Annotated in this window: 19 protein-coding genes; 12 read left to right on the top strand and 7 right to left on the bottom strand. The window is 72.0% G+C overall.

Going from position 1 to position 24,762, the window contains the following annotated elements; translation table 11 throughout:
• Nucleotides 1-103: 103 nt before the first annotated feature.
• From MT346_RS09090 to MT346_RS09070, 5 genes are all read left to right on the top strand, one after another.
• Nucleotides 104-988, top strand: coding sequence for an NmrA family NAD(P)-binding protein (locus MT346_RS09090; protein WP_243562698.1), 885 nt, complete (start codon nucleotides 104-106; stop codon nucleotides 986-988).
• A gap of 50 nt (nucleotides 989-1,038) precedes the next feature.
• The gene (locus MT346_RS09085; RefSeq protein ID WP_243562697.1) at nucleotides 1,039-1,509 is read left to right on the top strand and encodes a hypothetical protein; all 471 of its coding nucleotides are present in this window, start codon (nucleotides 1,039-1,041) and stop codon (nucleotides 1,507-1,509) included.
• A 144-nt stretch (nucleotides 1,510-1,653) separates the two neighbouring features.
• A complete protein-coding gene (locus MT346_RS09080; protein WP_243562696.1) occupies nucleotides 1,654-3,111 on the top strand; it encodes a sugar porter family MFS transporter in 1,458 nt (485 codons plus the stop codon).
• Between the two features lie 93 nt (nucleotides 3,112-3,204).
• Nucleotides 3,205-3,669, top strand: a complete 465-nt coding sequence (locus MT346_RS09075) for a MarR family winged helix-turn-helix transcriptional regulator (RefSeq protein ID WP_243562695.1) — start codon at nucleotides 3,205-3,207, stop codon at nucleotides 3,667-3,669.
• A 65-nt stretch (nucleotides 3,670-3,734) separates the two neighbouring features.
• Nucleotides 3,735-5,507: a chloride channel protein gene (locus MT346_RS09070; protein ID WP_243562694.1), complete on the top strand. Its 1,773-nt coding sequence runs from the start codon at nucleotides 3,735-3,737 to the stop codon at nucleotides 5,505-5,507.
• A 58-nt stretch (nucleotides 5,508-5,565) separates the two neighbouring features.
• Here the strand turns inward: MT346_RS09070 and MT346_RS09065 are convergent, their stop codons facing one another.
• The 4 genes from MT346_RS09065 to MT346_RS09050 all read right to left on the bottom strand — a co-directional run bounded on the left by MT346_RS09065 (nucleotide 5,566) and on the right by MT346_RS09050 (nucleotide 8,283).
• Nucleotides 5,566-6,540, bottom strand: a complete 975-nt coding sequence (locus MT346_RS09065; protein ID WP_243562801.1) for a zinc-binding dehydrogenase — start codon at nucleotides 6,538-6,540, stop codon at nucleotides 5,566-5,568.
• Nucleotides 6,541-6,561: 21 nt separating this feature from the next.
• Nucleotides 6,562-6,984: an organic hydroperoxide resistance protein gene (locus tag MT346_RS09060; RefSeq protein WP_243562693.1), complete on the bottom strand. Its 423-nt coding sequence runs from the start codon at nucleotides 6,982-6,984 to the stop codon at nucleotides 6,562-6,564.
• Nucleotides 6,985-7,006: 22 nt separating this feature from the next.
• Nucleotides 7,007-7,462, bottom strand: a complete 456-nt coding sequence (locus tag MT346_RS09055; protein ID WP_243562692.1) for a MarR family winged helix-turn-helix transcriptional regulator — start codon at nucleotides 7,460-7,462, stop codon at nucleotides 7,007-7,009.
• A 74-nt stretch (nucleotides 7,463-7,536) separates the two neighbouring features.
• Nucleotides 7,537-8,283, bottom strand: coding sequence for an alpha/beta fold hydrolase (locus MT346_RS09050; RefSeq protein ID WP_243562690.1), 747 nt, complete (start codon nucleotides 8,281-8,283; stop codon nucleotides 7,537-7,539).
• A 47-nt stretch (nucleotides 8,284-8,330) separates the two neighbouring features.
• Here MT346_RS09050 and MT346_RS09045 point away from each other — a divergent pair, with 47 nt between their 5' ends.
• The 7 genes from MT346_RS09045 to MT346_RS09015 all read left to right on the top strand — a co-directional run bounded on the left by MT346_RS09045 (nucleotide 8,331) and on the right by MT346_RS09015 (nucleotide 15,475).
• Nucleotides 8,331-9,581, top strand: a complete 1,251-nt coding sequence (locus MT346_RS09045) for an MFS transporter (RefSeq protein WP_243562688.1) — start codon at nucleotides 8,331-8,333, stop codon at nucleotides 9,579-9,581.
• A 91-nt stretch (nucleotides 9,582-9,672) separates the two neighbouring features.
• Nucleotides 9,673-10,650, top strand: coding sequence for a mevalonate kinase (mvk, locus tag MT346_RS09040; RefSeq protein ID WP_243562686.1), 978 nt, complete (start codon nucleotides 9,673-9,675; stop codon nucleotides 10,648-10,650).
• A complete protein-coding gene (gene mvaD / locus MT346_RS09035; RefSeq protein WP_243562683.1) occupies nucleotides 10,650-11,669 on the top strand; it encodes a diphosphomevalonate decarboxylase in 1,020 nt (339 codons plus the stop codon). The genes mvk and mvaD overlap by 1 nt, the downstream gene beginning before the upstream one ends.
• Complete coding sequence (locus MT346_RS09030) at nucleotides 11,666-12,748, top strand: phosphomevalonate kinase (protein ID WP_243562680.1); 1,083 nt, start codon at nucleotides 11,666-11,668, stop codon at nucleotides 12,746-12,748. Before mvaD ends, MT346_RS09030 begins: the two co-directional genes overlap by 4 nt.
• On the top strand, nucleotides 12,741-13,826 hold the full coding sequence (locus tag MT346_RS09025; protein WP_243562679.1) for a hydroxymethylglutaryl-CoA reductase: 1,086 nt from the start codon (nucleotides 12,741-12,743) through the stop codon (nucleotides 13,824-13,826). Before MT346_RS09030 ends, MT346_RS09025 begins: the two co-directional genes overlap by 8 nt.
• A complete protein-coding gene (locus MT346_RS09020; protein ID WP_243562676.1) occupies nucleotides 13,823-14,986 on the top strand; it encodes a hydroxymethylglutaryl-CoA synthase in 1,164 nt (387 codons plus the stop codon). Before MT346_RS09025 ends, MT346_RS09020 begins: the two co-directional genes overlap by 4 nt.
• A gap of 90 nt (nucleotides 14,987-15,076) precedes the next feature.
• Complete coding sequence (locus MT346_RS09015; protein WP_243562675.1) at nucleotides 15,077-15,475, top strand: ATP-dependent DNA ligase; 399 nt, start codon at nucleotides 15,077-15,079, stop codon at nucleotides 15,473-15,475.
• 236 nt (nucleotides 15,476-15,711) lie between these two features.
• Here MT346_RS09015 and MT346_RS09010 read toward each other — a convergent pair whose 3' ends face one another.
• The 3 genes from MT346_RS09010 to MT346_RS09000 all read right to left on the bottom strand — a co-directional run bounded on the left by MT346_RS09010 (nucleotide 15,712) and on the right by MT346_RS09000 (nucleotide 24,761).
• A complete protein-coding gene (locus MT346_RS09010) occupies nucleotides 15,712-17,523 on the bottom strand; it encodes a sulfite reductase subunit alpha (protein WP_243562674.1) in 1,812 nt (603 codons plus the stop codon).
• Nucleotides 17,520-23,105 (bottom strand): glutamate synthase-related protein, encoded by a 5,586-nt coding sequence (locus MT346_RS09005; protein WP_243562673.1) that lies wholly within the window; start codon nucleotides 23,103-23,105, stop codon nucleotides 17,520-17,522. The genes MT346_RS09010 and MT346_RS09005 overlap by 4 nt, the downstream gene beginning before the upstream one ends.
• 390 nt (nucleotides 23,106-23,495) lie before the next feature.
• On the bottom strand, nucleotides 23,496-24,761 hold the full coding sequence (locus tag MT346_RS09000; RefSeq protein WP_243562672.1) for a bifunctional glycosyltransferase family 2/GtrA family protein: 1,266 nt from the start codon (nucleotides 24,759-24,761) through the stop codon (nucleotides 23,496-23,498).
• Nucleotide 24,762 lies beyond the last annotated feature (1 nt).

Below are 24,762 nucleotides of genomic sequence, written 5' to 3'. Positions count from 1 at the left end.
TTCCTTCCGACCCACCATGCGCGATCCCGCTTCTCGTGGCGAGCGGTGTGGGAACAGCCGCGCGCTGAACCCCCGCGGGCCGGGCGTCCGTAGTGTCGAGGACATGACCACCACCGTCCTCGTCGCCGGCGCCACCGGAGACCTCGGGAGCCGCATCGTCCACGCCCTGCTCGACCACGACGACGTCCACCTCCGCGCGCTGAGCCGGGGGAGCAGCCCCTCGGTCGACGACCGGGTCGAGTCCGTCACCGCCGCCTACGACGACCCGGCGGCGCTGCGGCGAGCGGTCCAGGGGGCCGACGTCGTCGTCTCCGCGGTCAGTGGGACCCGCCCGGTGATCGTCGATGCGCAACGGGCCCTGCTGGCCGCCGCGGTCGACGCGGGGGTGCCCCGGTTCGTCCCGTCCGACTACGCCGCCGACTACCGCTCGATCACGCCCGGGTCGAACCGCAACTTCGAGCTGCGCCGCGAGTTCGCCGCCGACGTCGACGCTGCGCCGCTCCGGGCGACGTCGGTGCTCAACGGGGCGTTCGCGGACATGCTGACCGGGCAGGCGCCGCTGATCCTGTTCGACCGCCAGCGCGTGCTGTTCTGGTCGTCGGCGGACCAGGTGCTCGACTTCACGACGAAGGACGACGTGGCGTGGCTGACGGCGCAGGTCGCCCTGGATGCCGATGCCCCCAGGGTCGTCGAGGTCGCCGGGGACCGGGTCACCTCGCGCAGCATCGCCGAGACGATGTCCCGACTGACGGGGACGCCCTTCCGCCTGCAGTGGGCCGGTACCGCGGGCACCCTCTCCGCCATGGCACGGGTGGGCCGGCGCCTGTCGAAGCCCACGGACGAGCCCTTCCCCGCGTGGCAGGGGATGCAGTACTTCGTCAGCATGTTCAGCGGCGAGGCCGAGCTGCACCACGTGCAGAACGACCGCTACGGGCCGCACGCGTGGACGAGCGTCGAGGACGTCCTGACCGCCCACCTGGCCAGCTGAGCCGCCAGGAGGCGCGCGGTGGCGTCGGACGCGAGCGGTACGGTCGACCCATGGACAGGTCCGAGATCCTCGCCGCGGCGGCCGCCGCCCACGCCGCCCGCATCGCCGCTGCCGGCGGTGACGACTCCGCCGCCCGCGACCGCGCCGACGCAGCCGCATCGGCGCCCCAGGACCACAGCCGTGTCGACGAGTCCGCACGCGCCGCCGACCGGACCGAGGGCGCCATGGCCTCCGACTGGCACCGGATGGGCACCCGCCGCGGCGTCAGCCCGGACGAGCAGGTCCGTGCCGCGTGGTCCGTCGCAGGGGTCCCCGATCCGGGTGCCGGACGAGCGCTGGCGAACGTCGTGCTCTCCACCGCGAGTCACGCGGGACGGGTCGCCGACGCCGCGCGGCGGAACGCGAACCTGAGCGGCGCCGCCAGCACGGCAGCGCGGCGCACCGTCCGGCGGTACACCGACCACGGCGCCGACATGACGCGGCTGGGCGATGTGCTCGGCGAGCAGGCCGACGGGGACTGACCGGATCGACCCCTGGATGATCAGGGCTTTCGTGGATCGCTCCATCACGCCTGCGATGACCATGACCGATTGACAGGACAAAGTTTCCGACTACCATCGGCAGCACGCACCGACGCGTGATCACGGACGAAGGAGTCACCGCACATGGTCGACATCAAGCCGGCAACGACGAGTGCCGCACTGCCGCCGCTCGGCACGGGAGCCCACCGCCGCCGCCTGGGCGTCCTCGCGCTGGTGGCCACCTTCGGCGGTCTGCTCTTCGGGTACGACACCGGGGTGATCAACGGCGCACTCCTGCCGATGAAGCAGGAGCTCGGCCTGACCAACCTGACCGAGGGGGTCGTCACCAGCTCGCTGCTGTTCGGTGCGGCGATCGGCGCCATGCTCGGTGGCCGCATCGCCGATGGGTGGGGTCGCCGCAGGACGATCATCGCGCTCGCCGTGACGTTCTTCGTGGGCACGCTCATCTGCGTCTTCTCGCCGACGTTCGCCGTGATCGTCGTCGGCCGCGTGCTGCTCGGGCTGGCGGTGGGCGGTGCATCGACGGTGGTGCCCGTGTTCCTGGCCGAACTGGCGCCCTACGAGATCCGCGGGTCGCTGTCCGGCCGCAACGAACTGATGATCGTCATCGGTCAGCTCGCCGCGTTCCTGGTCAACGCCGTCATCGGCAACCTGTGGGGCGAGGGCAACGGCGTCTGGCGCATCATGCTCGCCGTGTGTGCCCTGCCCGCCGTCGCCCTGTTCGTCGGCATGCTCCGGGTGCCGGAGTCGCCGCGCTGGCTGGCGTCGAAGGGCCGCAACGACGAGGCGCTCGCGATCCTCCGGCAGATCCGGACGGACGAGCGTGCCGTCGCCGAGCTCGACGACATCAAGCGCACCACCGCGTTCGAGGCCACGGTGCAGCGCGAGCGCGGCTGGCGGGTCCTGCTGGGCAACAAGTGGCTCATCCGGATCGTGCTCATCGGCGCGGGACTGGGGGTCGCACAGCAGCTGACCGGCATCAACTCGATCATGTACTACGGCCAGACCGTGCTGATCGAGTCCGGGTTCCAGGCCTCGGCGGCGCTCATCGCCAACATCGCGCCCGGTGTCATCGCGGTCATCGGTGGCGTGATCGCCATCGCCAACATGGAGCGGATCAACCGCCGCACGACGCTCATCATCGGGTTCACCCTGACGACGATCTGCCACTTCCTGATCGGCATCGCCTCGGTCGCGCTGCCCGAGGGCAACGCGGCACGTCCGTGGGTGATCCTGTTCCTGGTCGTCGCGTTCGTCGGGTCGATGCAGACGTTCCTGAACATCGCGGTCTGGGTCGTGCTGTCCGAGATCTTCCCGACGCAGATCCGTGCGCTCGGCATGGGCATCGCGGTGTTCTGCCTGTGGATCGCGAACGCCTTCCTGGGGCTGTACTTCCCCACGATCGTCGCCGCGACGGGCATCACCGGCACGTTCTTCGGGTTCGGCATCGTCGGACTGCTGGCCCTGTTCTTCATCTGGAAGTTCGTGCCCGAGAGCCGCGGTCGCACGCTCGAACAGGTCGAGGAAGGCGTCACCACGGGCAACATCTTCACGGTCGACAAGCACGGGCGCCGCGCCTGACGCCGGTGGCCGCCGGCCGGATCCCGACCCCCTGACGCGCCCTTGTCCGTTGCCCCTGGCACCGGGCGGGGGCGCGTCCGACAGGATGGAGTCATGGAAGACTCTGCACCCGACGGCACCGACGAGCTGCTCGCCGCGTCACGCGGCCTGCTCGGCGTCGTGGCGCGGTCGTTGGCACCCGCGCTCGAGGACGTCACCGTGCCGCAGTTCCGCCTCATCGTCCTGGTGTCGACCCTCGGCCCGACGCGGTCCGGCGACCTGGCCGAACGCCTGGCCGTCGGGCCCTCGACGCTCACCCGCAACGTCGACCGGCTGGTGTCCGGTGGCTGGGTGGAGCGGCGTCCCGGCGAGGAGAGCCGTCGCGAAGTCCTCATAGCGGCCACCGAGCGGGGTCGGGCGCTGGTCGACGAGGTCACCGTCCGGCGGCGTCGGGAACTCGCGACCGTGCTGGCACGCGTCCCCACCGACGAGCGTGCCGCCGTGGTCGTGGGCATGGCTGCCCTGCGGCGCGCCATGAACGAGCCGCTGCCCGAGGAGATCTCGGCGTTCGGGGGCTGACCACACCGACAGCATCGGTTGCATGAGTACAATCATTGTGTTCATGCAACCGACTCTGGAGGACCGTGTCCACGCGCACCGCAACCCATCGGCACCTGCACATCGCGAGCACCCGGTTCGGCGGTGCCGCCGTGCGGCTCGCCCTGCCCGCCCTGGTGATCGGCGCCGGGGCGGGGCTCGCCGCCGTCGCGTTCCGCTGGCTGATCGAGCACGCGACCTGGCTGTTCAGCGGACACGCCGACTACTCCGCCGTGACCGGACACCCCGCGAACCCGTGGGTGCCGTGGCTCGGTGCCGGGTTCGTCGTGCTCGCACCCGCGGTCGGTGGGCTGCTGTACGGGCCACTCATCCAGCGCTTCGCCCGTGAGGCGCGGGGCCACGGCGTCCCCGAGGTGATGTTCGCGATCGCGCGGAACGGCGGCCGTATCCGGGGGAGCGTCGCCGTGGTGAAGGCCCTGGCGAGTGCGATCTGCATCGGCGCCGGGGGATCGGTCGGGCGCGAGGGCCCCATCATCCAGATCGGTTCCGCGCTCGGATCGACGATCGGCCGGTGGATGCGGATGCCCGAGGTCCGGCTGCGCACGCTGGTGGCGTGCGGTGCGGCCGGCGGCATCTCCGCGACGTTCAACGCACCCGTCGCCGGGGTGTTCTTCGCGCTCGAACTCCTGCTCCGCGACTTCACGCCCACGTCCTTCGGCGCAGTGGCGATCGCGAGCGTGACGGCGGCGCTCATCGGGCGTGCGGCGTTCGGCGACACGGCGTTCCTGCACCTGCCGTCCATCGGAGGCGTCACGCCGCCGGAGTACCTGCTGTTCGCGCTGCTCGGGCTGGTGGCCGGCATGATCGGCATCGGCTTCACCCGGGTGCTGTACCTGGTCGAGGACGCGTGCGACCTGTTGTGGACGGCGACACGCGGTCCGGAGTGGCTGCGTCCCGTCGTCGGCGGCGTGGTGCTCGGCGCGCTGCTGCTCGTCCTGCCGCAGCTGTACGGCGTCGGCTACCCCGTGCTCGAACGGGGCGTCGCGGGGCAGTACGCGATCGGGTTCCTGGCGGTGCTGGTCGTGGGGAAGGTGCTCGCGACGTCGCTGACGCTCGGCATCGGCGGCTCCGGCGGGGTGTTCGCGCCGTCGCTGTTCGTCGGTGCCATGACCGGGGCGGGCTTCGGTGAGGTCGCCGCGGCGATCGACCCGGCGATGCGCGGCCAGGTCGGTGCCTTCGCCGTGGTCGGCATGGCCGCGGTGTTCGCCGGGTCGACCCGGGCGCCGATCACCGCGGGGATCATGCTGTTCGAGCTGACCGGTGCCACCGCGCTGCTGCTGCCGATCGTCGTCGCGGTCGTCATCGCGACGGCCGTGTCGAAGGTCCTGTCGCGGGACACCATCTACACGCTCAAGCTCAGCCGGCGCGGGGTCGACCTGACGGATTCTGCCGCGCCTGCGCCGTCGCGGACCGGAGCCACAGCAGGTGCAGCGGCACGGCCGCTCGGCCCGGTGCTGCCGTCCACGGCGACGGCGGCGCAGGCGCTCGAGGTGCTCGAGGACCACGACGGCGACCCGGTCGTGCTGGTGGATGCCGACGGCGGGTTCGCGGGCGTCGTGTCGGCGCGGTCGATCGGCGACGCGGTCCTCGGCGACCAGGACTTCGCCCGGCGCCCGGCCACCGAGGTGGTGGCCGACGTGTGGGCGGTCCCGGCGACCACGGTGGTGCAGGACGTCGTCACCGAGGTGGTGGGGGCCACCGAGACCGGCGGCCTGCCCGTGGTCGACGCGACCGGCAGGCCGGTCGGCTGGCTCGGACCGGCCGACGCGCTGCGCGCCCTGGTGCCGGTCACGACCTAGACGGACAGGAGGCCCGGTGCCAGCTGGCACCGGGCCTTCCGTCCGTCTCCTGGTCGCGCTACGGGCGCAGGAGCACCTTGCCGACACGGCCGGCGGTGTCGCTGGCGCGAGCGGCGTCGCGAGCGTCCTCGAAGACGAAGGTCTCCGACACGGGGAGCGTCAGCGAGCCGTCGAGCACGCGGGTGATGAGCTCACCGAACAGCTGGCCCTTGAGCTCAGCGGACATCGTGCGGCTGACCACGGCGCCCCAGAAGCCCTTGACGGTCAGCTGGCCGAAGATGACCTTGCCGGACGGGATCTCGAGCGTCGGCGACGCCATCGCGCCGAACACGACGAGCGTGCCGTTCTCGCCCATCACCGAGGCGATGTCGCCGGCGGCCTTGCCACCGACGGACTCGACGCCCGCGATGATCGGGGCGCCACCGGTGATCGCGGTGACCTGGTCCTGCCAGTCGGGGGCGTCGGTGGCGACGATGCGCTCGATGCCCTGGGCGCGCAGTTCCTCGACACCCTCGGCGCGACGGACGAGCCCGACGACGTTGATGCCGCGGGCCTTGCCGAGCTGCGCGACCATGCGGCCGACCGCGCCGTTGGCGGCGTTCTGGATGATCCAGTCGCCCTCGTGCAGGTCGAGCGAGTGCAGCAAGCTGATGGCGCTGAACGGCATCGACACGAGCTGCGACGCGGCTTCGTCGGGCATCGCGTCGGGCACCGGGACCAGGCCCGCGGCGTCGGCGACGTAGTACTCGGCCCAGACGCCGAACGTGCCACCGGCGACGCGCTGGCCGACCTGCAGGCGGTCGACGCCGTCACCCAGGGCCTCGACGACGCCGAGTGCCTCGGTGCCGCTGGCGGCGGGCAGCTCGGGCTTGAAGCCGTAGGTGCCGCGGATCGTCCACAGGTCGTGGTTGTGGATCGGCGACAGGACCGTGCGGACCAGCACCTGGCCGGGGCCGGGCGTGGGGACGGGGCGCTGCTCGACGGTCAGGACGTCGGCGGGCTCGCCGAACTCCGGGTGGACGACGGCGCGCATGGTGGTGGGGGTGCTCATGGACTAGTCCTCCGAGACGGTGATCGTGACGTCGATGTTGCCGCGCGTCGCGTTCGAGTACGGGCACACCTGGTGTGCCGCGTCCGCCAGGGCCTGTGCCTGGTCGTGGTCCATGCCGGGGATGACGACCTCGAGCATGACGGCGAGCTGGTAGCCACCGTCGCCGTTCGGGCCGATCTGCACGCGGCCGCCGACGGAGGAGTCGGTGATCTTGACCTTCTGCGCGCGGGCGACGCCCTGCAGCGCGGAGTGGAAGCAGGCGCTGTAGCCGGCGGCGAACAGCTGCTCGGGGTTGGCGCCGTTGCCGGAGCCGCCCATCTCCTTGGGGATGGCGAGGTCGAAGTCGACCGTGCCGTCGCTGGTGGTCACGTGGCCGTTGCGGCCTTCGCCGGTGGCGAGGGCCTCTGCGGTGTAGAGGACGTCCATGTGGTTCCTTTCCTTCGTGAGGTCAGTGGTCCGCGCCGGCCGCTGCCGGGTGGGCGGCGGCGTGCATCGTCTCGGTGAGGCGTTGCAGGGTGCGGATGAGGTCGGAGGCCGCGGTGGCGTCGGGCAGCCCGGTGCCGGCGGCGATCCGACCGGGGATGTCGGCGAGTTCGGCACGCAGTGCGCGCCCTCGCTCGCCGGTGGTCACGGTGACGACGCGCTCGTCGGTGCTGCGACGTTCGCGCTGCACCAGGTCGGCCTGCTCCATGCGGCGGAGCAGGGGTGACAGCGTGCCCGAGTCGAGCTGCAGGTGTTCGCCGAGGCTGGTCACGGTCTGGTCGCCCTCGACCCACAGGGTCACCAGGACCAGGTACTGCGGGTACGTCAGGCCCCAGGGTTCGAGCATCGTGCGGTACGCCTGGGTGGTGGCACGGGTCGCCGCGTAGAGGGAGAAGCACACCATCTCGTCGGTCACCGGCATGCCTTGAGTGTTGCACGCAACCAAGTTGTGCACAACCTTGTTGACGTGTTTCCCAGCCGGTGCACGGGCTGGTGCTATCCCGTGGTGCGGTCCGCGCGTGCGATGCAGGCGGTCACCAGGGAGGCGCAGGCAGCGGGGTCCTCGGTGATCGCCATGTGCGACGTCTCCGGGATGATCGACAGCTGCGCTCCGGGGACCGACGCCGCGATCGCCGCGGTGTGCTCCGGCAGGACGACGTCGTCCGAGCCCGCCGCGACGACCACCGGGCACGTGATCCGTCCGACGTCGTCCGCGGTCATGGTCGGCTCGGTGGCCCAGAGGTGCAGGACCTTCGCCACGACCACGGGCAGGTGCTCCGGCGCGTCGGGGGACACCTCGGCCCGCGACGACCCGACCGCCGCCACCATCTGGTCGACCGTCACCGAGCCGGCCCGGTACCCGGACGGGTCGAGGTTCGCCGAGAACGCCGACACCGACAGCACGAGCTCCGGGTGGGTGACCGCCAGCAGCAGGGCCAGGTCGGCACCGTCACTGTGGCCGACCAGGTGCACGGGTGCGTCGACGGCGCGCCCGAGGACCGTCACGGTCTCGGCGAGCATGTCGGTGTACGAGAACGGCGCGGGGGAGTCCGGGGTGCGGCCGTGCCCGCGGCGGTCGAACGTCCACAGCTCCAGTTCCGGCGACAGGTGCGTCGCCATCGGGTCGAAGGTGCGTCCGTCCGCCAGCCCGCCGTGCAGCAGCAGCACCGGAGCGCCCGGTCCCGGACGGTGACGCCAGGCCACCGGACGGCCGTCGACGTCGGACACTCCGTGCGAGAACACGCCCCCCAGCCTAGGAGCGGGGGGTCGCGGACCGGTACCGTGCCGGAATGACCTCTGCCGCTGCGCCGCGTCGGTTCGCCGCGCTCCGCGACCGGTACTCGCGCCCGTACCTGTTCACCGCCGGCCTGGCGATGATGGGCGACAACATCGAGCACGTCATCACCTACTGGGTGCTGTGGCAGGAGTTCCACTCGCCGGCCCTGGTCGGCTTCGAGGTCATCAGCCACTGGTTGCCGTTCCTGCTGCTGTCGGTGTGGTTCGGCGGGCTCGCCGAGAAGTACGACTGCCGCCGCCTGATCCAGATCGCGCAGGGCACGTTCATGCTGGTGTCGGTCTGCTGGGGCGTGCTGTTCCTGACCGGGTCGCTGCAGGTCTGGCAGGCGTGCGTGCTGCTCGTGTTGCACGGGTGCGCGGGTGCACTCTGGGCGCCGGCCGAACAGCTGCTCCTGCACGACTTCGCCGAACCCGCCGACCTGCCCGGCGCCGTGCGCATGAACGCGACCTTCCGCAGCCTCGGGATCCTGGCGGGCCCGGTCGTCGGTTCGGTGCTGCTGCTCGGGCTCGGGCCGACCTGGGGCGTCTTCGCTAACGTGGTGTTCTACCTGCCGATGACGCTGCTGATGCTCCGGACGCCGTACACGGGTCACACGCGCAGTGGGTACGTGCACCGTGCGCGGCTGACCGTCGTCGACGGGTTCCGGACCCTCCGCGACGTCGGCTCGGACCGGGTGCTCGTCGCGATGATCGTGCTGGCGGGCCTGGTGGCGCTGTGCGTCGGCGGATCGCTGCAGGTGTCGATCCCGTCGTTCGCGGATGCCCTCGGAGCCGGCAGCGTCGGGCTCGGCTACGGGGTGCTCCTCTTCGCCAACGGCGCGGGCGGCGTGCTCGGCGGCTTCCTGCTCGAGGCCACCGGCGCCCTGAAGCCGAACACCCGCGTGGTCGTCGTGACGACCGTGCTGTTCGGCGCGACCACGGCGGCGGTGGCCCTGACCGGCAGCTTCGCGGTGGCGGTCGTCGTGCTGTTCGTGGGCGGTGTCGCGAACATGGCGAGCACGTCCATCGGGCAGGCGGTCGTGCAGCTGCGCGCGCCGGTCGAGCAGCGCGGACGGGTCGTCGGCGTCTACAACATGTTCGGCAGCGGGCTGCGGACGGGCAACGGTGTGACGCTGGCGCTCCTCGGCGCGGCGCTCGGGGTCGGCACCGCGGTCTGGATCGGTGGCGCAGCCCTGGTCGTCGGGGCGCTGGCCGTCGCGCTCGTGATCGCCAGGGCCGACCGTCGGCGAGCACGTCGAGCCTGACCGGCGGCAGCGTCGGGCGTGATGGCGGACAGCCGGAACCGGCACGGCTGAGCGGTCCCGCAGCGAGCCGGTTAGGCTGGTCTGACCACTGATGACCAGCAACCACCCAGCCGAAGCACGAACAGCGACCCCCCGAGTCGGATCGTCGTCGTCCCACGGCAAGACGATCCTGATCGGCGAGCACGCCGTGGTGTACGGCGAACCCGCACTCGTGCTGCCGGTGAACGACGTCCGGGTCACGGCGACGGTCACGCCCACGCCCGAGCGCTCCGGTCACGGACTGACCTCGGCCGTGCACACCGGTCCGCTCGACCTGGCGCCCGCGGCCGTGATGCCGACGGTCACCGCCGTCACGGCCACGTTGCGGTACCTCGGTGTCGAGGACCAGCACGTGCACGTCCGGGTCGACAGCGCCGTGCCGACCGCCCGCGGCATGGGGTCGAGCGCCGCGGTCGCCGCTGCCGTCACCGCCGCCGTCGCCGACGCCTTCGGGGTGTGCCTGGATGCGGAGACGCACCACGAGCTCATCCAGGAGTGCGAGCGGATCGCCCACGGCCGGCCGTCGGGGCTCGACGCCCGCGGTGTCGTGTCCGACGTGCCCGTCTGGTTCGAGGGCGGCAGCATCGAGCCCGTCGCGCTGACCGGCGAGTTCGTCTTCGTCGTCGCCGACACCGGCGTCCCCGGCCACACCCGTCAGGCCGTGGCCGCCGTCCGCGAGCACCACACCCGCGACCCGCGGGCCGTCGGTGCCGTGCTGGCCGACATCGGCGACCTGGCGCGGCAGGCCCGGGGGACGCTCGTGGATGGCGACGCCCAGGCGCTCGGTGCCACGATGGACGCCGCACACGGGCTGCTCAGGACGCTTGACGTGTCGAGTCCGGACCTCGACCGCCTGGTCGGTGCCGCCCGGAACGCCGGGGCCCTCGGCGCGAAGCTCACCGGTGGCGGACGCGGCGGATGCCTGCTCGCCCTCGCCACCGACGGCGACCACGCCGACCGGATCGCCACCGCACTCGGTGACGCCGGCGCCGCCGCCACCTGGACCACTCGGATCGGAGACCGCGCCTGATGACCGCCACCGCCGTCGCGCACCCCAACATCGCCCTCGTCAAGTACTGGGGCAAGGCGGACGCCGACCTCGCCCTGCCCGCGACGGGCAGCGTCTCGATGGGCCTCGACGTCTTCCCGACCACCACGTCGGTCACGCTCGCAGACGGCTCGCTCACCGACGGCCAGGAGGCGCGGGACACGTTCACCCTGAACGGTCGCGTCGTCGACGACGGTGCGCTCACCCGCGTCACCGCCTTCCTCGACCTGGTCCGGCAGCTGGCGGGCTCCGACGCCCGCGCCCACGTCGACTCGACGAACACGGTGCCGACCGGTGCGGGGCTGGCATCGAGCGCGTCCGGGTTCGCGGCGCTGGCCACCGCCGCGTCGGCCGCGTACGGCCTCGACCTGTCCCAGCGCGACCTGAGCCGCCTGGCACGCCGCGGTTCGGGGTCGGCCACGCGGTCGATCCCCGGCGGGGTGTCGGTGTGGCACGCGGGCGACGACCAGGGCTCGTACGCCGAGACCATCCCGGCGCCGCCGATGGCCATGGTCGTGGTGACGATCGACGACGGCCCCAAGGCGATCGGCTCGCGCGAGGCCATGCGCCGCACGATCGCGACCTCGCCGTTCTACCCGGCCTGGGTGTCGTCGACCACCGAGACCGTCGGCGACATGCTGGCCGCGTGCGCCGCGGGCGACTTCACCCGGATCGGCGAGCTGACCGAGAGCAACGCCCTGCGCATGCACGCCACGATCGAGGGCGCGTTCCCGCCGATCCGCTACCTCAACGCCCGCAGTGTCGCCGTGTTCGACGCGGTCGCCGCCCTGCGTGCCGGGGGCACCGAGGCCTACGCCACCGCCGATGCCGGCCCCAACGTGGTCGTGCTCGTGCAGCCGTCCGACCGGGCCACGGTCGCCGCAGCGCTCGCCGACCTGGGCGCCGTCATCGAGTCCGGCACCGGGCCTGCCGCCCGTCTGGTCGGCTCCGAAGGAACGGAGGAGCATCAGCCCCCCGTCCCGAAGGAGTCCGCCGAGTGATCGAGTTCCGCGCCCACGGCAAGCTGTTCGTCGCCGGGGAGTACGCCGTCGTCGAACCCGGCCAGCCGTCGGTGCTCATCGCCCTCGACCGCGCCATCACGGCCCGCGTCTCCGAGGGTCACGGTGCCGGCAGCGTGCACTCGGAGGAGTACGGCCACCTGCCGCTGACCTGGACCCGCGCCGTGGACGGCCTGGCGCTCGACCGCGAGCGTCACCCGTACGACTACGTCATGGCGACCATCGACCTGGTCGAGAAACTCCGCGCCGAGCTGGGGATCGAGCCGCGCTTCCACGACCTGCGGATCGCGAGCCAGCTCGACGACGCCAGCGGCCGGAAGTTCGGCCTGGGGTCATCGGCGGCCGTCACGGTCGCCACCGTCGGCGCCCTCGACCGCTTCTACGGGCTCGGCCTGACGCAGCGGCAGCGCTTCCAGGTCGCCCTGCTGGCCACCGTGCGGGTCGACCCCCGGGCGTCCGGCGGTGACCTGGCGGCGAGTACGTTCGGCGGCTGGCTGCGCTACAGCGCCCCGGACCGCGAACGACTCGTCCGTGAACTCGGCGACCGCCCGGTGTCGGAGGTCCTGCACGACACCGATGTCTGGACCGGCTTCGACGTCGAGCGCCTGCCCGCGCCGACCGACCTGCGGCTGCTGGTCGGGTGGACCGGTTCGCCGGCGTCGACCACCAAGCTGGTCGGTGCCGTGCGTCGGAACCGCAACGGCGGGTACGGGACGTTCCTCGACGACAGCCGTGCCTGTGTCGACGACCTGACCACGGGTTTGCAGACCGGCGACGCCGAGCAGACGCTCGACGCGCTCCGCCGTGCCCGCGTGCTCATGCAGCGACTCGGCGACTCCGTCGGCTCGCGGATCGAGACCGACCGCCTGACCACCCTGTGCGACGTCGTCGAGCGCTCCGGCGGGGCGGCCAAGCCGTCCGGCGCCGGCGGCGGCGACTGCGGCATCGCCCTCGTGCCGGCCGACCTCGACCCGGCCGGCATCTTCCGCGAGTGGGAGGCGCACGACATCCGGCACCTCTCGGTCGCCGTCCAACCCCCGGAAGGGCCGCTCGATGACTGACACGACGACCGTCGACAAGACGATCACCCAGACGCCCATCCCCACACGCTGGGTCGGTCCGCTTCGGGTCAGCGGCAACGCGGTGCAGGGCGAGCACGCCGTACCGCTGGCGACGTACGAGTCGCCGCTGTGGCCGTCCGTCGGCCGCGGCGCCCGGATCTCCCGCATGGTCGAGGGAGGCATCGTCGCGACCGTCGTCGACGAGCGCATGACCCGTTCGGTCGTGGTCCGTGCCGACAGCGCCGCCGCAGCCCACATCGCCGCCGGGCAGATCCTGGCACGCCAGGCCGAGCTCGAAGCGGTCGTCGTGGGACAGAGCCGCTTCGCGAAGCTCATCGAGGTGCACCCGGAGATCGTCGGGGACCTGCTGTTCCTGCGGTTCGCGTTCACCACGGGCGACGCCTCGGGCCACAACATGGTCACGCAGGCTGCGGACACGCTGCTGCCGACGATCCTGGGCTGGCACCCCGAGCTGTCCTACGTGTCGATCTCGGGCAACTTCTGCTCCGACAAGAAGGCCACGGCGGTCAACGGGATCCGCGGGCGCGGCCGGAACACCATCGCCGAGATCGTCCTGCCCGGGGCGGTCGTCGAGCGGTTCCTGAAGTCCTCGACCCAGCGCATCGTCGACCTGAACACCGCCAAGAACCTGGTCGGGTCGACCATCGCGGGGGCCCTGCGCTCCGCGAACGCGCACTACGCCAACATGCTGCTGGGCTTCTACCTGGCGACCGGGCAGGACGCAGCGAACATCGTCGAGGGCTCCCAGGGCATCACGTTCGCCGAGGCCCGCGGTGACGACCTGTACTTCTCGTGCTCGCTCCCACACCTGATCGTGGGGACGGTCGGCAACGGCAAGGGCAACGACCTGCCCGTGGTCGAAGACGCACTGACGCGCCTGGGCTGCCGACAGGAGCGTGAACCCGGACAGAACGCCCGTCGACTCGCAGGACTCTGCGCGGCGACGGTGCTCTGCGGTGAGCTCTCCCTGCTCGCCGCGCAGACGAACCCCGGCGAACTCATGGCGGCACACGTCGCGATGGAACGCGGCGGGAAGAAGGACGGCGACACAGCATGACCACCATCGGCATCCACGACATCGCGATCGCGACCGGGCACCACGTGCTCGAGCTCGACGACCTGGCGGTGCAGCTCGGGGTCGACCCCGCGAAGTACCACATCGGCATCGGACAGGACGCGTTCAGCGTGCCCGCGCCGGACGAGGACATCGTCACGATGGGCGCCGCCGCGGCCAAGCAGGTCATCGACCGCCACGGGGCCCAGGGGATCCGCACGATCCTGTTCGCGACCGAGTCCGGCATCGACCAGTCCAAGGCCGCCGGTGTGTTCGTCCACGGGCTGCTCGGCCTGCCGCAGAACGTCCGCACGGTCGAGCTGAAGCAGGCCTGCTACGGCGGCACCGCGGCACTGCAGCTCGCACTCGGCATCGTCGCGCGCGACCCCCGCGAGCGGGTGCTCGTCATCGCGGCCGACGTCGCCCGGTACGACGTGGACACCGCGGCCGAGCCCACGCAGGGCGCCGGCGCGGTGGCCATCCTGGTGAGCGCCGACCCCGACCTGATCGAGATCGAGCCCGTCGCCGGACTGTTCACGGCGGACGTCGACGACTTCTGGCGGCCGAACGACCGCTCCACCGCACTGGTCGACGGCCGGCTGTCGGTCAGCGCGTACGTCGACGCGTTCATCGGCGCGTGGGACGACCTGGCGTCGCAGGGCGGCCCGGCGTTCGACACGATCGACCGCTTCGTGCACCACCAGCCCTTCACGAAGATGGCGCTCAAGGCCCACCGGAAGCTCACGCAGCACGTCGGCGCGGAGTTCGACGAGTCCGAGCTGCGCACGGGCTTCACCTACAACCGGCAGTTCGGCAACACGTACACGGCCTCGCTCTGGATCGCGCTCGCCGCGGTGCTCGACCTGGACGACGACCTGGCCGGCAAGCGGATCGGCATGTTCAGCTACGGCTCGGGCAGCGTCGGTGAGCTGGTCACCGGGGTCGTCCGGCCGGAGTACCAGCGGCACCGTCGTGTCGGCGCGGTGCGTGCCGACCTCGACGCCCGGGTGCGGCTGTCCGTGGCCGAGTACCGCGCGCTGCACGCCGCGGGTGCGGCGACGAGCGAGGACACCGAGCGTCCGCGCGTGACGGCGGCCCCGTTCCGGTTCTCCGGTGTGCTGGGCGGCGCCCGGCACTACGAGGCGACCGCGCACCAGGCGTGACGCGCGGGACGGACGCAGGTCGGGCCTCCAGTCAGATGCGGACGCGGACGCGGCCCCGCCCGCGTCCGTCCTGAGGGAGTAGACAGACCCATGGGTCAGCTCATCTACGCCGGACGACCGCTCGACCTGCACATCGACGACCGTGCGCTCACGCACCTGCAGATCGTGATCGTGAACATGCTGCGCCGCGACCACCGGTTCGTGTTCTCGTGGAAGGACGACGCCCTGCACGGCGACGGCCGGTCGACCATCTGGCTGCACCCGGACGTCAGCCTGCACTTCAAGTTCGCCGGCAGCCGCACGCCGTCGATCAACCGGTCCTGGCTCGAGGAGCTCTACGCCTCGGCAGCGTCCGGATCGGGCCTGGTGCTGACCGCCGAACCGTCGGACACGAGCGTGGGCGAGGACTCCCCGTGGTCGCGGGCCGTGGCGCCGGGCAGCACCGACGACCTGCACGAGGGCGACGACGCCCGGCACCACGACGCTTAGCACTGCGATCCATCCCGCGTCAACGGGTGGTCATCATCGACGCACATCGCGTACATTCGTGAGGACCACTCCGAAGTACGGCTCCGTTCCCGGCTCAGGGCGCCGCACGGACACGGGAATCCCGGATCAGGGGATTCTCACGGACTCGAGTGGTCAGGTCGCCGCCCCGCCCGAGGATTCGGGTTCCACACGGTGGGGCGGCGACCACCCCACTCGTTCGCTGGCCGCCGCCGTCGTCAGTAGACGTCGCGCACGTACCGTTTCGCGCGGCGCAGGTCGGCCAGGTACTCCGCCGCGTCGTCGTCCCCGTTGCCGCGCTGCTCGGCGATCACCTGCAGCAGGGTCGCCTCGACGTCCTTCGCCATCCGCGACGCGTCGCCGCACACGGTGAACGTCGCACCGTCCTCCAGCCACGCGTAGAGCTCGCGGGACTGCTCGCGCATCCGCGTCTGCACGTAGACCTTCTCGGCCTGGTCGCGTGAGAACGCCAGGTCCAGTCGCGACAGCACGCCGGACTCCTGCAGCGCCGTGAGCTCGTCGCGGTAGACGAAGTCGGTGTCGCGGTGCTGGTCGCCGAAGAACAGCCAGTTGCGCCCGGTCGCGCCACGTGCCGCGCGCTCGTGCAGGAACCCGCGGAACGGGGCGATGCCCGTGCCCGGACCGACCATCACCAGCGGGGCGTCGTCGTCCGCGGGGACGCTGAACGCGGCGTTCGGCTGCAGGTACACGCCCACCTGGTCGCCGACCGCCACCCGGTCAGCCAGGTGCGTTGAGGCGACGCCGGAGTGCCGCCGGGCGACGTCGCCGTACCGCACCGACGCGATGGTCAGGTGCACGCGGCCAGGGTGCGCGAGCGGGCTGGACGAGATCGAGTACTGCCGGGCCTGCAGCGGACGCAGGAACGGCAGCAGCGCGTCGAGTCCCGGTGCGTTCGGCCCGGCGTCGCGCAGCAGGTCCAGGACGTCCCGCCCCCACAGCCACCGGTCGAGCTCGTGCTTGTCGCCGTGCGCGACGACGGCGGCCAGCTCGCTCGACGGCGCACGCTGCACCAGGTCGGCGATCAGGTCCTTCGACGGCGTGCGGACCTCGCGGTCGTCACGCAGCAGGTCGCGGACCGTCCGGCCGTCGAACACCTCGTCGCCGGTCGCGCCGAGGTGCGTCAGGAGTTCGCCGACCAGTGCGTCGTCGTTCCGCGGCACCACGGCCAGGGCGTCCCCGGCGGCGTAGGTGATGCCGCTGTCGCCCAGGTCGAACTCGTAGTGCCGGATCTCCTTCGCGCTGCGCGGGTCGGAGAGCAGCCGGTTCTCGACCAGTCGCGCCGGGTACGGGTTGCGCTTGGTCCACTCCGAACCCGGACGGGAGGCCCGGGTCGTCCCCGCCCCGCCGGCTGCGGTCGCTCGCGTGGTCGCGGTGCCGCCGGGGGCGCCATCACCGGCCGGTGCGGTCGCGCCGGCTGGTGCGGTCGCGCCGGTCTCCGCGGCGATGCGGTCGAGCACCGCGGCCGTCCAGAGCGCGGCCGGGTCCTCGAAGTCGACGTCGCAGTCGACCCGTTCGTGCACCCGCGTGGCGCCGAGCTGCTCGAAGCGGGTGTCGAGGAGCTTGCCGGCCTGGCAGAACTCGTCGTAGCTGGTGTCGCCGAGACCGAGCACCGCGTACTGCAGGCCCTCGAGCCGCGGCACCGTGCTGGCCTGGATCGCGTCCCAGAACAGGCCGGCGTTGTCGGGCATCTCGCCCTCGCCGTACGTCGAGGTGACGACGAGCACGTGCGACATCGTCTCCAGCTGGTCGGGGGAGACGTCGTCGAGCGCGGTGGCGCGGCCGCCCAGACCGCGTGCGACCGCCCCGGCGACGAGCTGGTCGGCCAGGGACTCGGCGGTGCCGGTCTGGGTGCCGAACAGCACGTCGATCGTCGTGGTCGGCGCGGGCGCGGCGGTCTTCGTGCCGGCGGCGGCGATGCCCGCGATGAACCCGGCGAGCCAGGACTCCTGCGCTGCGGAGAACGGAGCGTCGACCGGGATCAGCGACCCGGTCGGGGGCAGGACGCTCATGCGGTCACCGCCTCGACCGGCGGCTGCGGGGCACGCCGGGCGATGTCCTCGAGGGCCGCGGTCGCCAGCAGCTCGTCGAACCGGGCCGCGCGCAGGCGCCCGTCGTTCTTCGCGTTCTGGTGCATGATCCAGCCGGTGGTGCCGGGCGCGTCCATGCTGCGGTTGTTCCGCTGCGTGAGCGCACGCTTGTGGTCGTCGAGTCGCTTGACGGCGATCAGGGTCGCCAGCTCGTCGTCGCTGAACCGCTCGAGGGTGCCGCGCAGGTACTTCACCACGCGCTGCTTGACGAAGAAGTCCTCGGTGAGCACCAGGTTCTTGACGGCCTCGGCCACGCGCGGGTCGGCCGGGTCCGTCGCACCGGGTACCCGCTCGAGCGCCAGGTCCTGAGCGACGCCGAGCACCGTGTACGACGACAGCAGCGAGAACATGTCCCCGCCCTGGTTGCCGAGTGCCGGGGCCCGGCCGCCCAGCACGGTGCGGCGGTCGCGGTAGTCGAGCTTGAACGCCCGGAGCTTGTCCGTCGCGGTCGAGGTCGCCAGCTCGTCGAGCAGCTCGGTGCGTGTGCTCGCCGCCGTGATCGCCTCGGCGTCCTGGGTGAGCAGGAGCGCCCGGGGCATGCCGACGTAGACGTGCGTGCGGGTCGTCGCCCAGTCGGCCAGCAGCTGCTCGGCCAGGGGTGAACCGGTCGCCTCGAGGTGCCACGCGAGGAGCAGCCGGGCCGCGTCCTCGTGGAAGGCACCGAGGGTGGTGTCGGTGACCGGGAAGACCAGCAGCGAGTCGGTGCTGGCGCGGTCGGTGACCTGGCCGCTCGGGTCGTACTGGTACAGGAAGCCGCCGGACATGCCGTTGCCGAGGCCCTTGCCGAAGCCGCCCAGGTTGAACACCGCACCGCCGGTCATGTACTCGCAGCCGAAGTCGCCGATGCCCTCGACGACCGCCGTGGCGCCGGAGTTCCGGACGGCGAACCGGTCGCCGGCCTCGCCCTGCACGAACGTGCGGCCGCCCGTCGCGCCGAACAGCGCGAAGTTGCCGACCAGGACGTTGCCGCCGCGCTCGGTGCTGCCGCCACCGGGTGCGCGGACGACGATGCGGCCGCCGCTCTGGCTCTTGCCGACGCCGTCGTTCGCGGTGCCGGTGTGCTCGAGCGTCACGCCGTCGTTGGTGAAGACGCCGTAGGACTGCCCAGCGGACCCGCTCGTGCGGATCGTCACGGCACCGTCGACGAGCCGCCGACGTCCGCGGTCGTCGGTCGACACTGCGGGGGCGTCGGCCAGGGCCGCGGCCCCGAGCTCGTGGTTCAGGACCCGCTCGAGGTCGATGCCGAGCTGGCCCCCGACGGACTTGTCCGCGTTGCCGAGCAGCACGCCGTCGATCGTCACGCTGTGCTCGTGCCGTACCAGCAGCGCCGCACGGACCTGCTCGATCAGGGCGTCGTCGGTGGCGTAGTCCTTCTCGAGGTACTCCGGGTCCACCACGACCTTCTCGGGCACCTGCGCGAGCAGGTTCCGGACGTCGAGCCGTCCCACGCTCGCCGGGTGGTCGAGCAGCTGCAGCAGGTCCGTGCGGCCCCGTGCCTCGCGCAGGGACCGCAGCCCCAGCCGGGCCAGGATCTGCCGGACGTCGTGCGCGATGTTCAGCAGGTACTGCGCGAGCGCACGGGGGTCGCCCTCGAACGCCTCGGCGTTCGTGGTCAGGCCCGCCGGGCACTTCACGTTGCAGTTCTTCGCCATCACGCAGCCGAGCATCATCAGCGCGGTCGTGCCGAACTCGAACGAGTCGCCGCCGAGCAGCGCGCTCGTGACGACGTCCGACCCGGTCTGGTGCGCGCCCGAGCAGCGCAGGGTGACCTTCTGCCGCAGGCCGTTCGCCACCAGGGCCTGGTGCACCTCGGCCACCCCGATCTCGGCCGACCGCCCCGCGTACTTCAGGCTCGTGACGGCCGCGGCCCCGGTGCCGCCGGTGTTGCCGGCGACGTTGATGACGTCGGCGCCGGCCTTCGCCACACCGACCGCGATGGTGCCGATGCCCTCGGACGACACCAGCTTGACGATCACCCGGACCCGGGCGGCCTTGCAGTCGTGGATGAGCTGCGCCAGGTCCTCGATCGAGTACGTGTCGTGGTGCGGGGGCGGCGAGATGAGCTCGACGCCGGGCGTGCCACCGCGGGCAGCGGCGATGTCGACCGTGACCTTCGGCGCGGGCAGCTGACCGCCCTCGCCGGGCTTCGCACCCTGGCCGATCTTGATCTCGAGCTCCTGCAGCATCGGGTCGGCGAGGTAGCCCGCCCAGATGCCGAACCGGCCCGAGGCGAACTGCTTGATGCGCGAGCCGCGGATCGTGCCGTACCGCGAGTGGTGCTCGCCGCCCTCGCCGCTGTTCGACATGCCGCCGACCATGTTCGTGCCGTGCGCGACGGCCTCGTGCGCGGTGGCGACGAGCGCGCCGTGGCTCATCGCACCGGACGCCAGGGTCCGGGTGATCTGGTGCGCCGGCTGGACCTGGTCGAGGTCGACGCTCGCCGGCGCGCTCTGCAGCAGTGCGAGCAGGTCGGCGGCCGCGCCCGTGGCGCGGAGCGTCACCTGGTCGGAGTCGACGCTGTCGACGTCCACCTGGCCGGGGTGCAGCAGGGCGAGCCCGTCCGCCAGCGCCCGGTGGCGCTCGAGACCCAGCGTCCCCGTGGACGTGAGCTGCAGGCGGAAGCGAGCCGGGCCTCCCGTCCGTGCGTCGTCAGGGTGGCCCGCCGGGCGCGAGCCGAGCAGCCCCCGCACCGTCACGCTGGTGTTGCCGGTCAGCGAGAACCGGCCGAGCTCGCGGGCGAAGTCCGCGGGCTCGTCGATGCCCGTGACGTCTGCGGGCAGGGCGAGCACGTCGCGGAGCGCACTCGGACGGCGGGACCGCTCGTCGTGCGTGGTCTGCAGGAACGTCCGGTAGCCCGGGGTGATGCGGAAGTCGTCGATCTCGGCGTCGCTGAGCCGGTCGTAGCCGGTGTTCCGGTACGCGGCGTCGGTGATGCCGAACGCGTCGTCGAGCTGCCCGAGCGTGAGCAGCCGCAGCGCCTCCGGGTCGCCGGAGCGCTCGAAGGTCGGACGCTCCTCGGTCATCCCGCCGAACCCGCGGACGCTCGCGACACCGAACGAGTGCCCGGCGCCGTCCGAGCGCTCCTTGAACAGGCCGAGCAGCGGGACCTGGGCGTCGTTCTGCACGCTCCGCGCCCGCTCGTGCCACTCCGTCGCCGCCTGCGCGATGCGGGCGAAGCCGACGCCGCCGACCGGGGCGTCCATGTGCGGGAACACCGTCGCGAACAGGTCGTCGCGGGTGTCGAGGTAGTTCGGCTCGAAGAACTCGCCGCCGATGTAGCTCTCGGCAGTGCACAGGCCGACCCGGCCCATCGTCTTCGCGAGGGCCTTCTCGGCTGCCTTGCGGAAGCGCTTGAGCGCCGCGTCGGTCTCGGTCAGCTCGCCCGCCGGTGCGGCGGCGGCCGGGTACTGCTCTTCGGCGCGCAGTCGCGCGGACAGGCTGTAGACGGCCGCGGCGCCGAAGCCGAGCGCCGTCGCGACGTGGTGCGAGGACGGCAGCTGACCGCTCTCGGCGACGACCGACACCCGTAGGCGCAGACCGGTCTGGATCAGGCGCTGGTTGACCGCGGCGACGGCCAGGATCACCGGCAGTGCCGCGTGCGTCGACGACACCTCGCGGTCGGACAGCACCGCGATGCCGCCGGTGGTCCGGGCGAGACGTTCGACGGCGTCGCTGAGCGCGGTCACGGCGGCGCGCATCGCGTCGGCGTTGGCCTGCTCGTCACCGAGCACCGGGACGTAGAGCATGTCGAAGCGTTCCAGCGGCACGATCGTCTGGTCGCGCAGCCGGACCATGTCCAGGTGCCCCAGGATCGGGGAGTCGACGACGAGCTGGCGGGTGGTGGACCCCGTGCCGTCCGGCTTGGCGCCGAGCGCGACCCGCATGCTCATGCCGTCGGCCTCGCGGATGGAGTCCAGCGGCGGGTTCGTCACCTGGGCGAACCGCTGCGAGAAGTACTTCGCCATGCCGCCCTCGGTGTCGCTGAGCGCGTTGATGGCGTTGCCGTAGCCCATCGCCGAGATCCGCTCCGAGCCGTTCCGCAGCATCGGGTCGAGCATGAACCGGAAGCTCTCCTGGTTCAGCGAGTACGCCACGTAGCGGCCCTGCAGCGACAGGTCGCCGTCGTAGCCGAGCGTGTTCGTCGTGCGGTCGTAGTCGGGCGCGGGCAGGTCGTCCAGGTGCACGCGCGCGGCGTCGAGCAGCGCGCCGTAGTCGCGACGGGCGGCGAGCATCGCCAGCACGTCGTCGGTGCGCATGAGCGTGCCCGTGCGGTGGTCGACGACCAGCATGCCGCCTGCCTCGATGCGGCCGCGGTGCACGACCTGGTCGTCCGCGAACGTGACCTGGCCGGCCTCGGACGACACCATCAGGTACTCGTCCGTCTGCACGGTGCGCAGCGGACGCAGCCCCAGGCGGTCGAGCCGGGCGCCCACCACGTCGCCGTCGCTGAAGATGACGGCAGCGGGACCGTCGTTCTTCTCCTCGTACAGCGAGAAGTACTCCAGCATCGCGCGGACGTCGTCCGACAGGGTGTGGTCGTTCTCCCACGCCGGCGGCATCAGGGAGACCACGGCCTCGACGATCTCGAGCTCGTCGTCGAACACGCGGCTCTGCAGGGTCTGGTCGAGGCGGCTGGAGTCGGACTGCCCGGGCGGGCGCACGATGCTGCGGGTGCGGGCCTGCGCGAGCGCCTCGTCCGACAGCCGGTTCTTCCGGTCGGTGTTGAGCTCGCCGTTGTGGGCCATCAGGCGGAACGGCTGCGCCATCGTCGGGTGCGGCTCGGTGTTCGTCGAGAAGCGCGTGTGGAAGTAGAGCGTGCGGATCGCGTGCCGCGGGTCACCGAGGTCGGTGAAGTACCCGATGACCTCGCCGGAGTTCAGCCGTCCCTTGAGGACCTGCGTGCGGGCGCTGAGCGACAGCGGGTACAGGGCGGCGTGCTCGGCGTGCTCGGCGGCGGCCTGGGCGTACGCGACCGACTCCACCGCCAGCAGAGCACGGTTGGCGGCGGCGTCGACCTGGGCGCGGGTCCAGTCCTGGGGAGCGCGGAAGACCCACTGCACGATCGGCAGCTGGTACTGCTCGGCCTCGGGGCGCGCGACGGTGTGGTCGACCGGGACGTCGCGGACGAGCAGGACCTCGAAGCCCTGATCGGTGATGGCTTCGGTGACCGTCTGGATCGCGGTTGCACGGTCGGTGCTCGCCTGGTCCGTGCTCGCCTGGTCCGTGCTCGGCACGAAGCAGTTCGCGACGCCGAAGTGGCCCGCGCGCAGGGTCTCGCCGGTCAGGGCGCTGAAGAACGCCACCGACAGGTCGATGCTGACCCCCGCGCCGTCACCGACGCCCTCGGCCGACTTGCCGCCGCGGTGCGGGATCGAGCACAGCGCCTCGTCGCCCTTGACGATGACGTCGTGGCTCGCGGTGCCGTCCAGGCGCGTGATGAAGCCGACCCCGCAGTCGGAGGATTCGCGGGCAGGGTCGTAGAGACCGAAGGGGGAGGGGTTCACGAGCGTGTCCAGTGGAGCGTGTGCCGGCAGCGGACGACGGAGGCTGCAACGGTGGAGCGCTCGCCGCGGGCGGACCGGTGGTGACAGTCGGGCCCTGTGGGGTGGTGGTGCGGTGAGGCGATGCTACGGGTTGGTATACCGCCGCCGCAACACCGCGGCGCCGGTCCGTGCTCCGCAGTTCGCGAGACGGACCGGCGCCGGTCGTGTCGGGGGTCGGGACGGGGTGCCGTCGGGGTGTTGCTGGGGCGGTGCCGGGGTGGTTGCGCACGGTGCTCGGTTCGTCGGCCGTGCGCCGTTCGCGGCCCGGTGCGAGGGTGTTTCCGCGCACGGGGCCGTCGACCTCGCACGGGCCGCGAAGCTCGCACCGTGCTCACGCGCACGTGCGAACGGTCACTGCGCAGCGTCGTCGTGCACGGGCAGCACCTCGGTCGTCGCCTCGGCGGCGGGGGTCGTGCCGGGGCGGATGAGCTCCGGCCGACGACGAGCCCGGAACACCCACGCCTTGAACAACACGAACCGCACGAGCGTCGCGAGCAGGTTCGCGCCGGTGAGCACGGCGATCTCCGCACCGTGCGAGGCGCCCGGCGTGGTGGCGTGCAACACGACCAGCGCTCCCGACGTGATGGCCCACGCAATGCCGAACACCACCAGGCCCTGCACCTGGTGCATGCCTGCTCCCGCCCGACCGCGGACCCCGAAGGTGAAGCGACGGTTCAGCGCGGTGTTCCCGACCGCGGTGACGAGCAGCGCGAGGAAGTCTGCCGTCTGTGCGCCGATGGCGGGGCGGAACAGCGCGTACAGCACCGCGAAGGCGATGGTGGACGCGATGCCGATCGCGCCGAACCGCAGGACCTGCCCGAGGATCCCAATGTGTGGCGTCGTGAACGGCTGGCGGCCGATCGCCTGGTACACCGGGGCGACCGGGATCCGGCCGGTCGCCAGTCCACGGGACACCCGCCACATCCCGCGCAGGTCCTCGGTGGCGGTCGAGGCGATGTCGACCGAGGAGTTCACGTCGTCGATCCAGTCCACGGGGACCTCGTGCACGCGCAGCCCCGCGTGCTCCGCCAGCACGAGCATCTCGGTGTCGAAGAACCACGCGTCGTCCTCGCACAGCGGCAGGACGTGCTCCGCCGCCTGCCGGGTGATCGCCTTGAAGCCGCACTGTGCGTCGGAGAACGACACCCCCATCGTGGTCCGCAGCAGCAGGTTGTACGAGCGCGAGATGAACTCCCGCTTGCCGCCGCGGACCACCCGCGACGAGCCGGCCAGGCGCGTGCCGATCGCCAGGTCCGAGTGCCCGGACAGCAGCGGGGCGACGAGGGGCTCCAGCGCGGCGAGGTCCGTCGACAGGTCCTCGTCCACGTAGACGAGCACCCGGGCCGGGGACGCACCCCACACGGCCTTCAGCGCTCGGCCGCGGCCCTTCTCGGGCAGGTGGACGGCGTGCACCTCGGGGAGCATCGCGGCGAGGTCGTCGGCGATGCGCGCGGTGTCGTCCGTCGAGGCGTTGTCGGCGATCGTGATGCGCCAGCGCTGTGGGAACGTCGCCCGGCAGAACGTGTGCAGTCGCCGGACGTGTGCCGCCAGCGTGTCCTGTTCGTTGTAGCAGGGGACGACGATGTCGATGTCGAGGGTGGGGTTCGTCTCCGTCATG

This window comes from Curtobacterium sp. VKM Ac-2922 (assembly GCF_022815645.1).
Classification (GTDB): Bacteria; Actinomycetota; Actinomycetes; order Actinomycetales; family Microbacteriaceae; genus Curtobacterium.
This window is presented reverse-complemented; position numbering and strand designations above follow the sequence as displayed.

Coding starts and splice junctions, on each gene's coding strand:
- MT346_RS09000 (WP_243562672.1), bottom strand. CDS start 24,761: ATGACGGAGACGAACCCCACCCTCGACATCGACATCGTCGTCCCCTGC.
- MT346_RS09025 (WP_243562679.1), top strand. CDS start 12,741: ATGACTGACACGACGACCGTCGACAAGACGATCACCCAGACGCCCATC.
- mvk (WP_243562686.1), top strand. CDS start 9,673: ATGACCAGCAACCACCCAGCCGAAGCACGAACAGCGACCCCCCGAGTC.
- mvaD (WP_243562683.1), top strand. CDS start 10,650: ATGACCGCCACCGCCGTCGCGCACCCCAACATCGCCCTCGTCAAGTAC.
- MT346_RS09055 (WP_243562692.1), bottom strand. CDS start 7,462: ATGCCGGTGACCGACGAGATGGTGTGCTTCTCCCTCTACGCGGCGACC.
- MT346_RS09045 (WP_243562688.1), top strand. CDS start 8,331: ATGACCTCTGCCGCTGCGCCGCGTCGGTTCGCCGCGCTCCGCGACCGG.
- MT346_RS09065 (WP_243562801.1), bottom strand. CDS start 6,540: ATGCGCGCCGTCGTCCACCCGGAGTTCGGCGAGCCCGCCGACGTCCTG.
- MT346_RS09075 (WP_243562695.1), top strand. CDS start 3,205: ATGGAAGACTCTGCACCCGACGGCACCGACGAGCTGCTCGCCGCGTCA.
- MT346_RS09010 (WP_243562674.1), bottom strand. CDS start 17,523: ATGAGCGTCCTGCCCCCGACCGGGTCGCTGATCCCGGTCGACGCTCCG.
- MT346_RS09085 (WP_243562697.1), top strand. CDS start 1,039: ATGGACAGGTCCGAGATCCTCGCCGCGGCGGCCGCCGCCCACGCCGCC.
- MT346_RS09090 (WP_243562698.1), top strand. CDS start 104: ATGACCACCACCGTCCTCGTCGCCGGCGCCACCGGAGACCTCGGGAGC.
- MT346_RS09020 (WP_243562676.1), top strand. CDS start 13,823: ATGACCACCATCGGCATCCACGACATCGCGATCGCGACCGGGCACCAC.
- MT346_RS09060 (WP_243562693.1), bottom strand. CDS start 6,984: ATGGACGTCCTCTACACCGCAGAGGCCCTCGCCACCGGCGAAGGCCGC.
- MT346_RS09015 (WP_243562675.1), top strand. CDS start 15,077: ATGGGTCAGCTCATCTACGCCGGACGACCGCTCGACCTGCACATCGAC.
- MT346_RS09080 (WP_243562696.1), top strand. CDS start 1,654: ATGGTCGACATCAAGCCGGCAACGACGAGTGCCGCACTGCCGCCGCTC.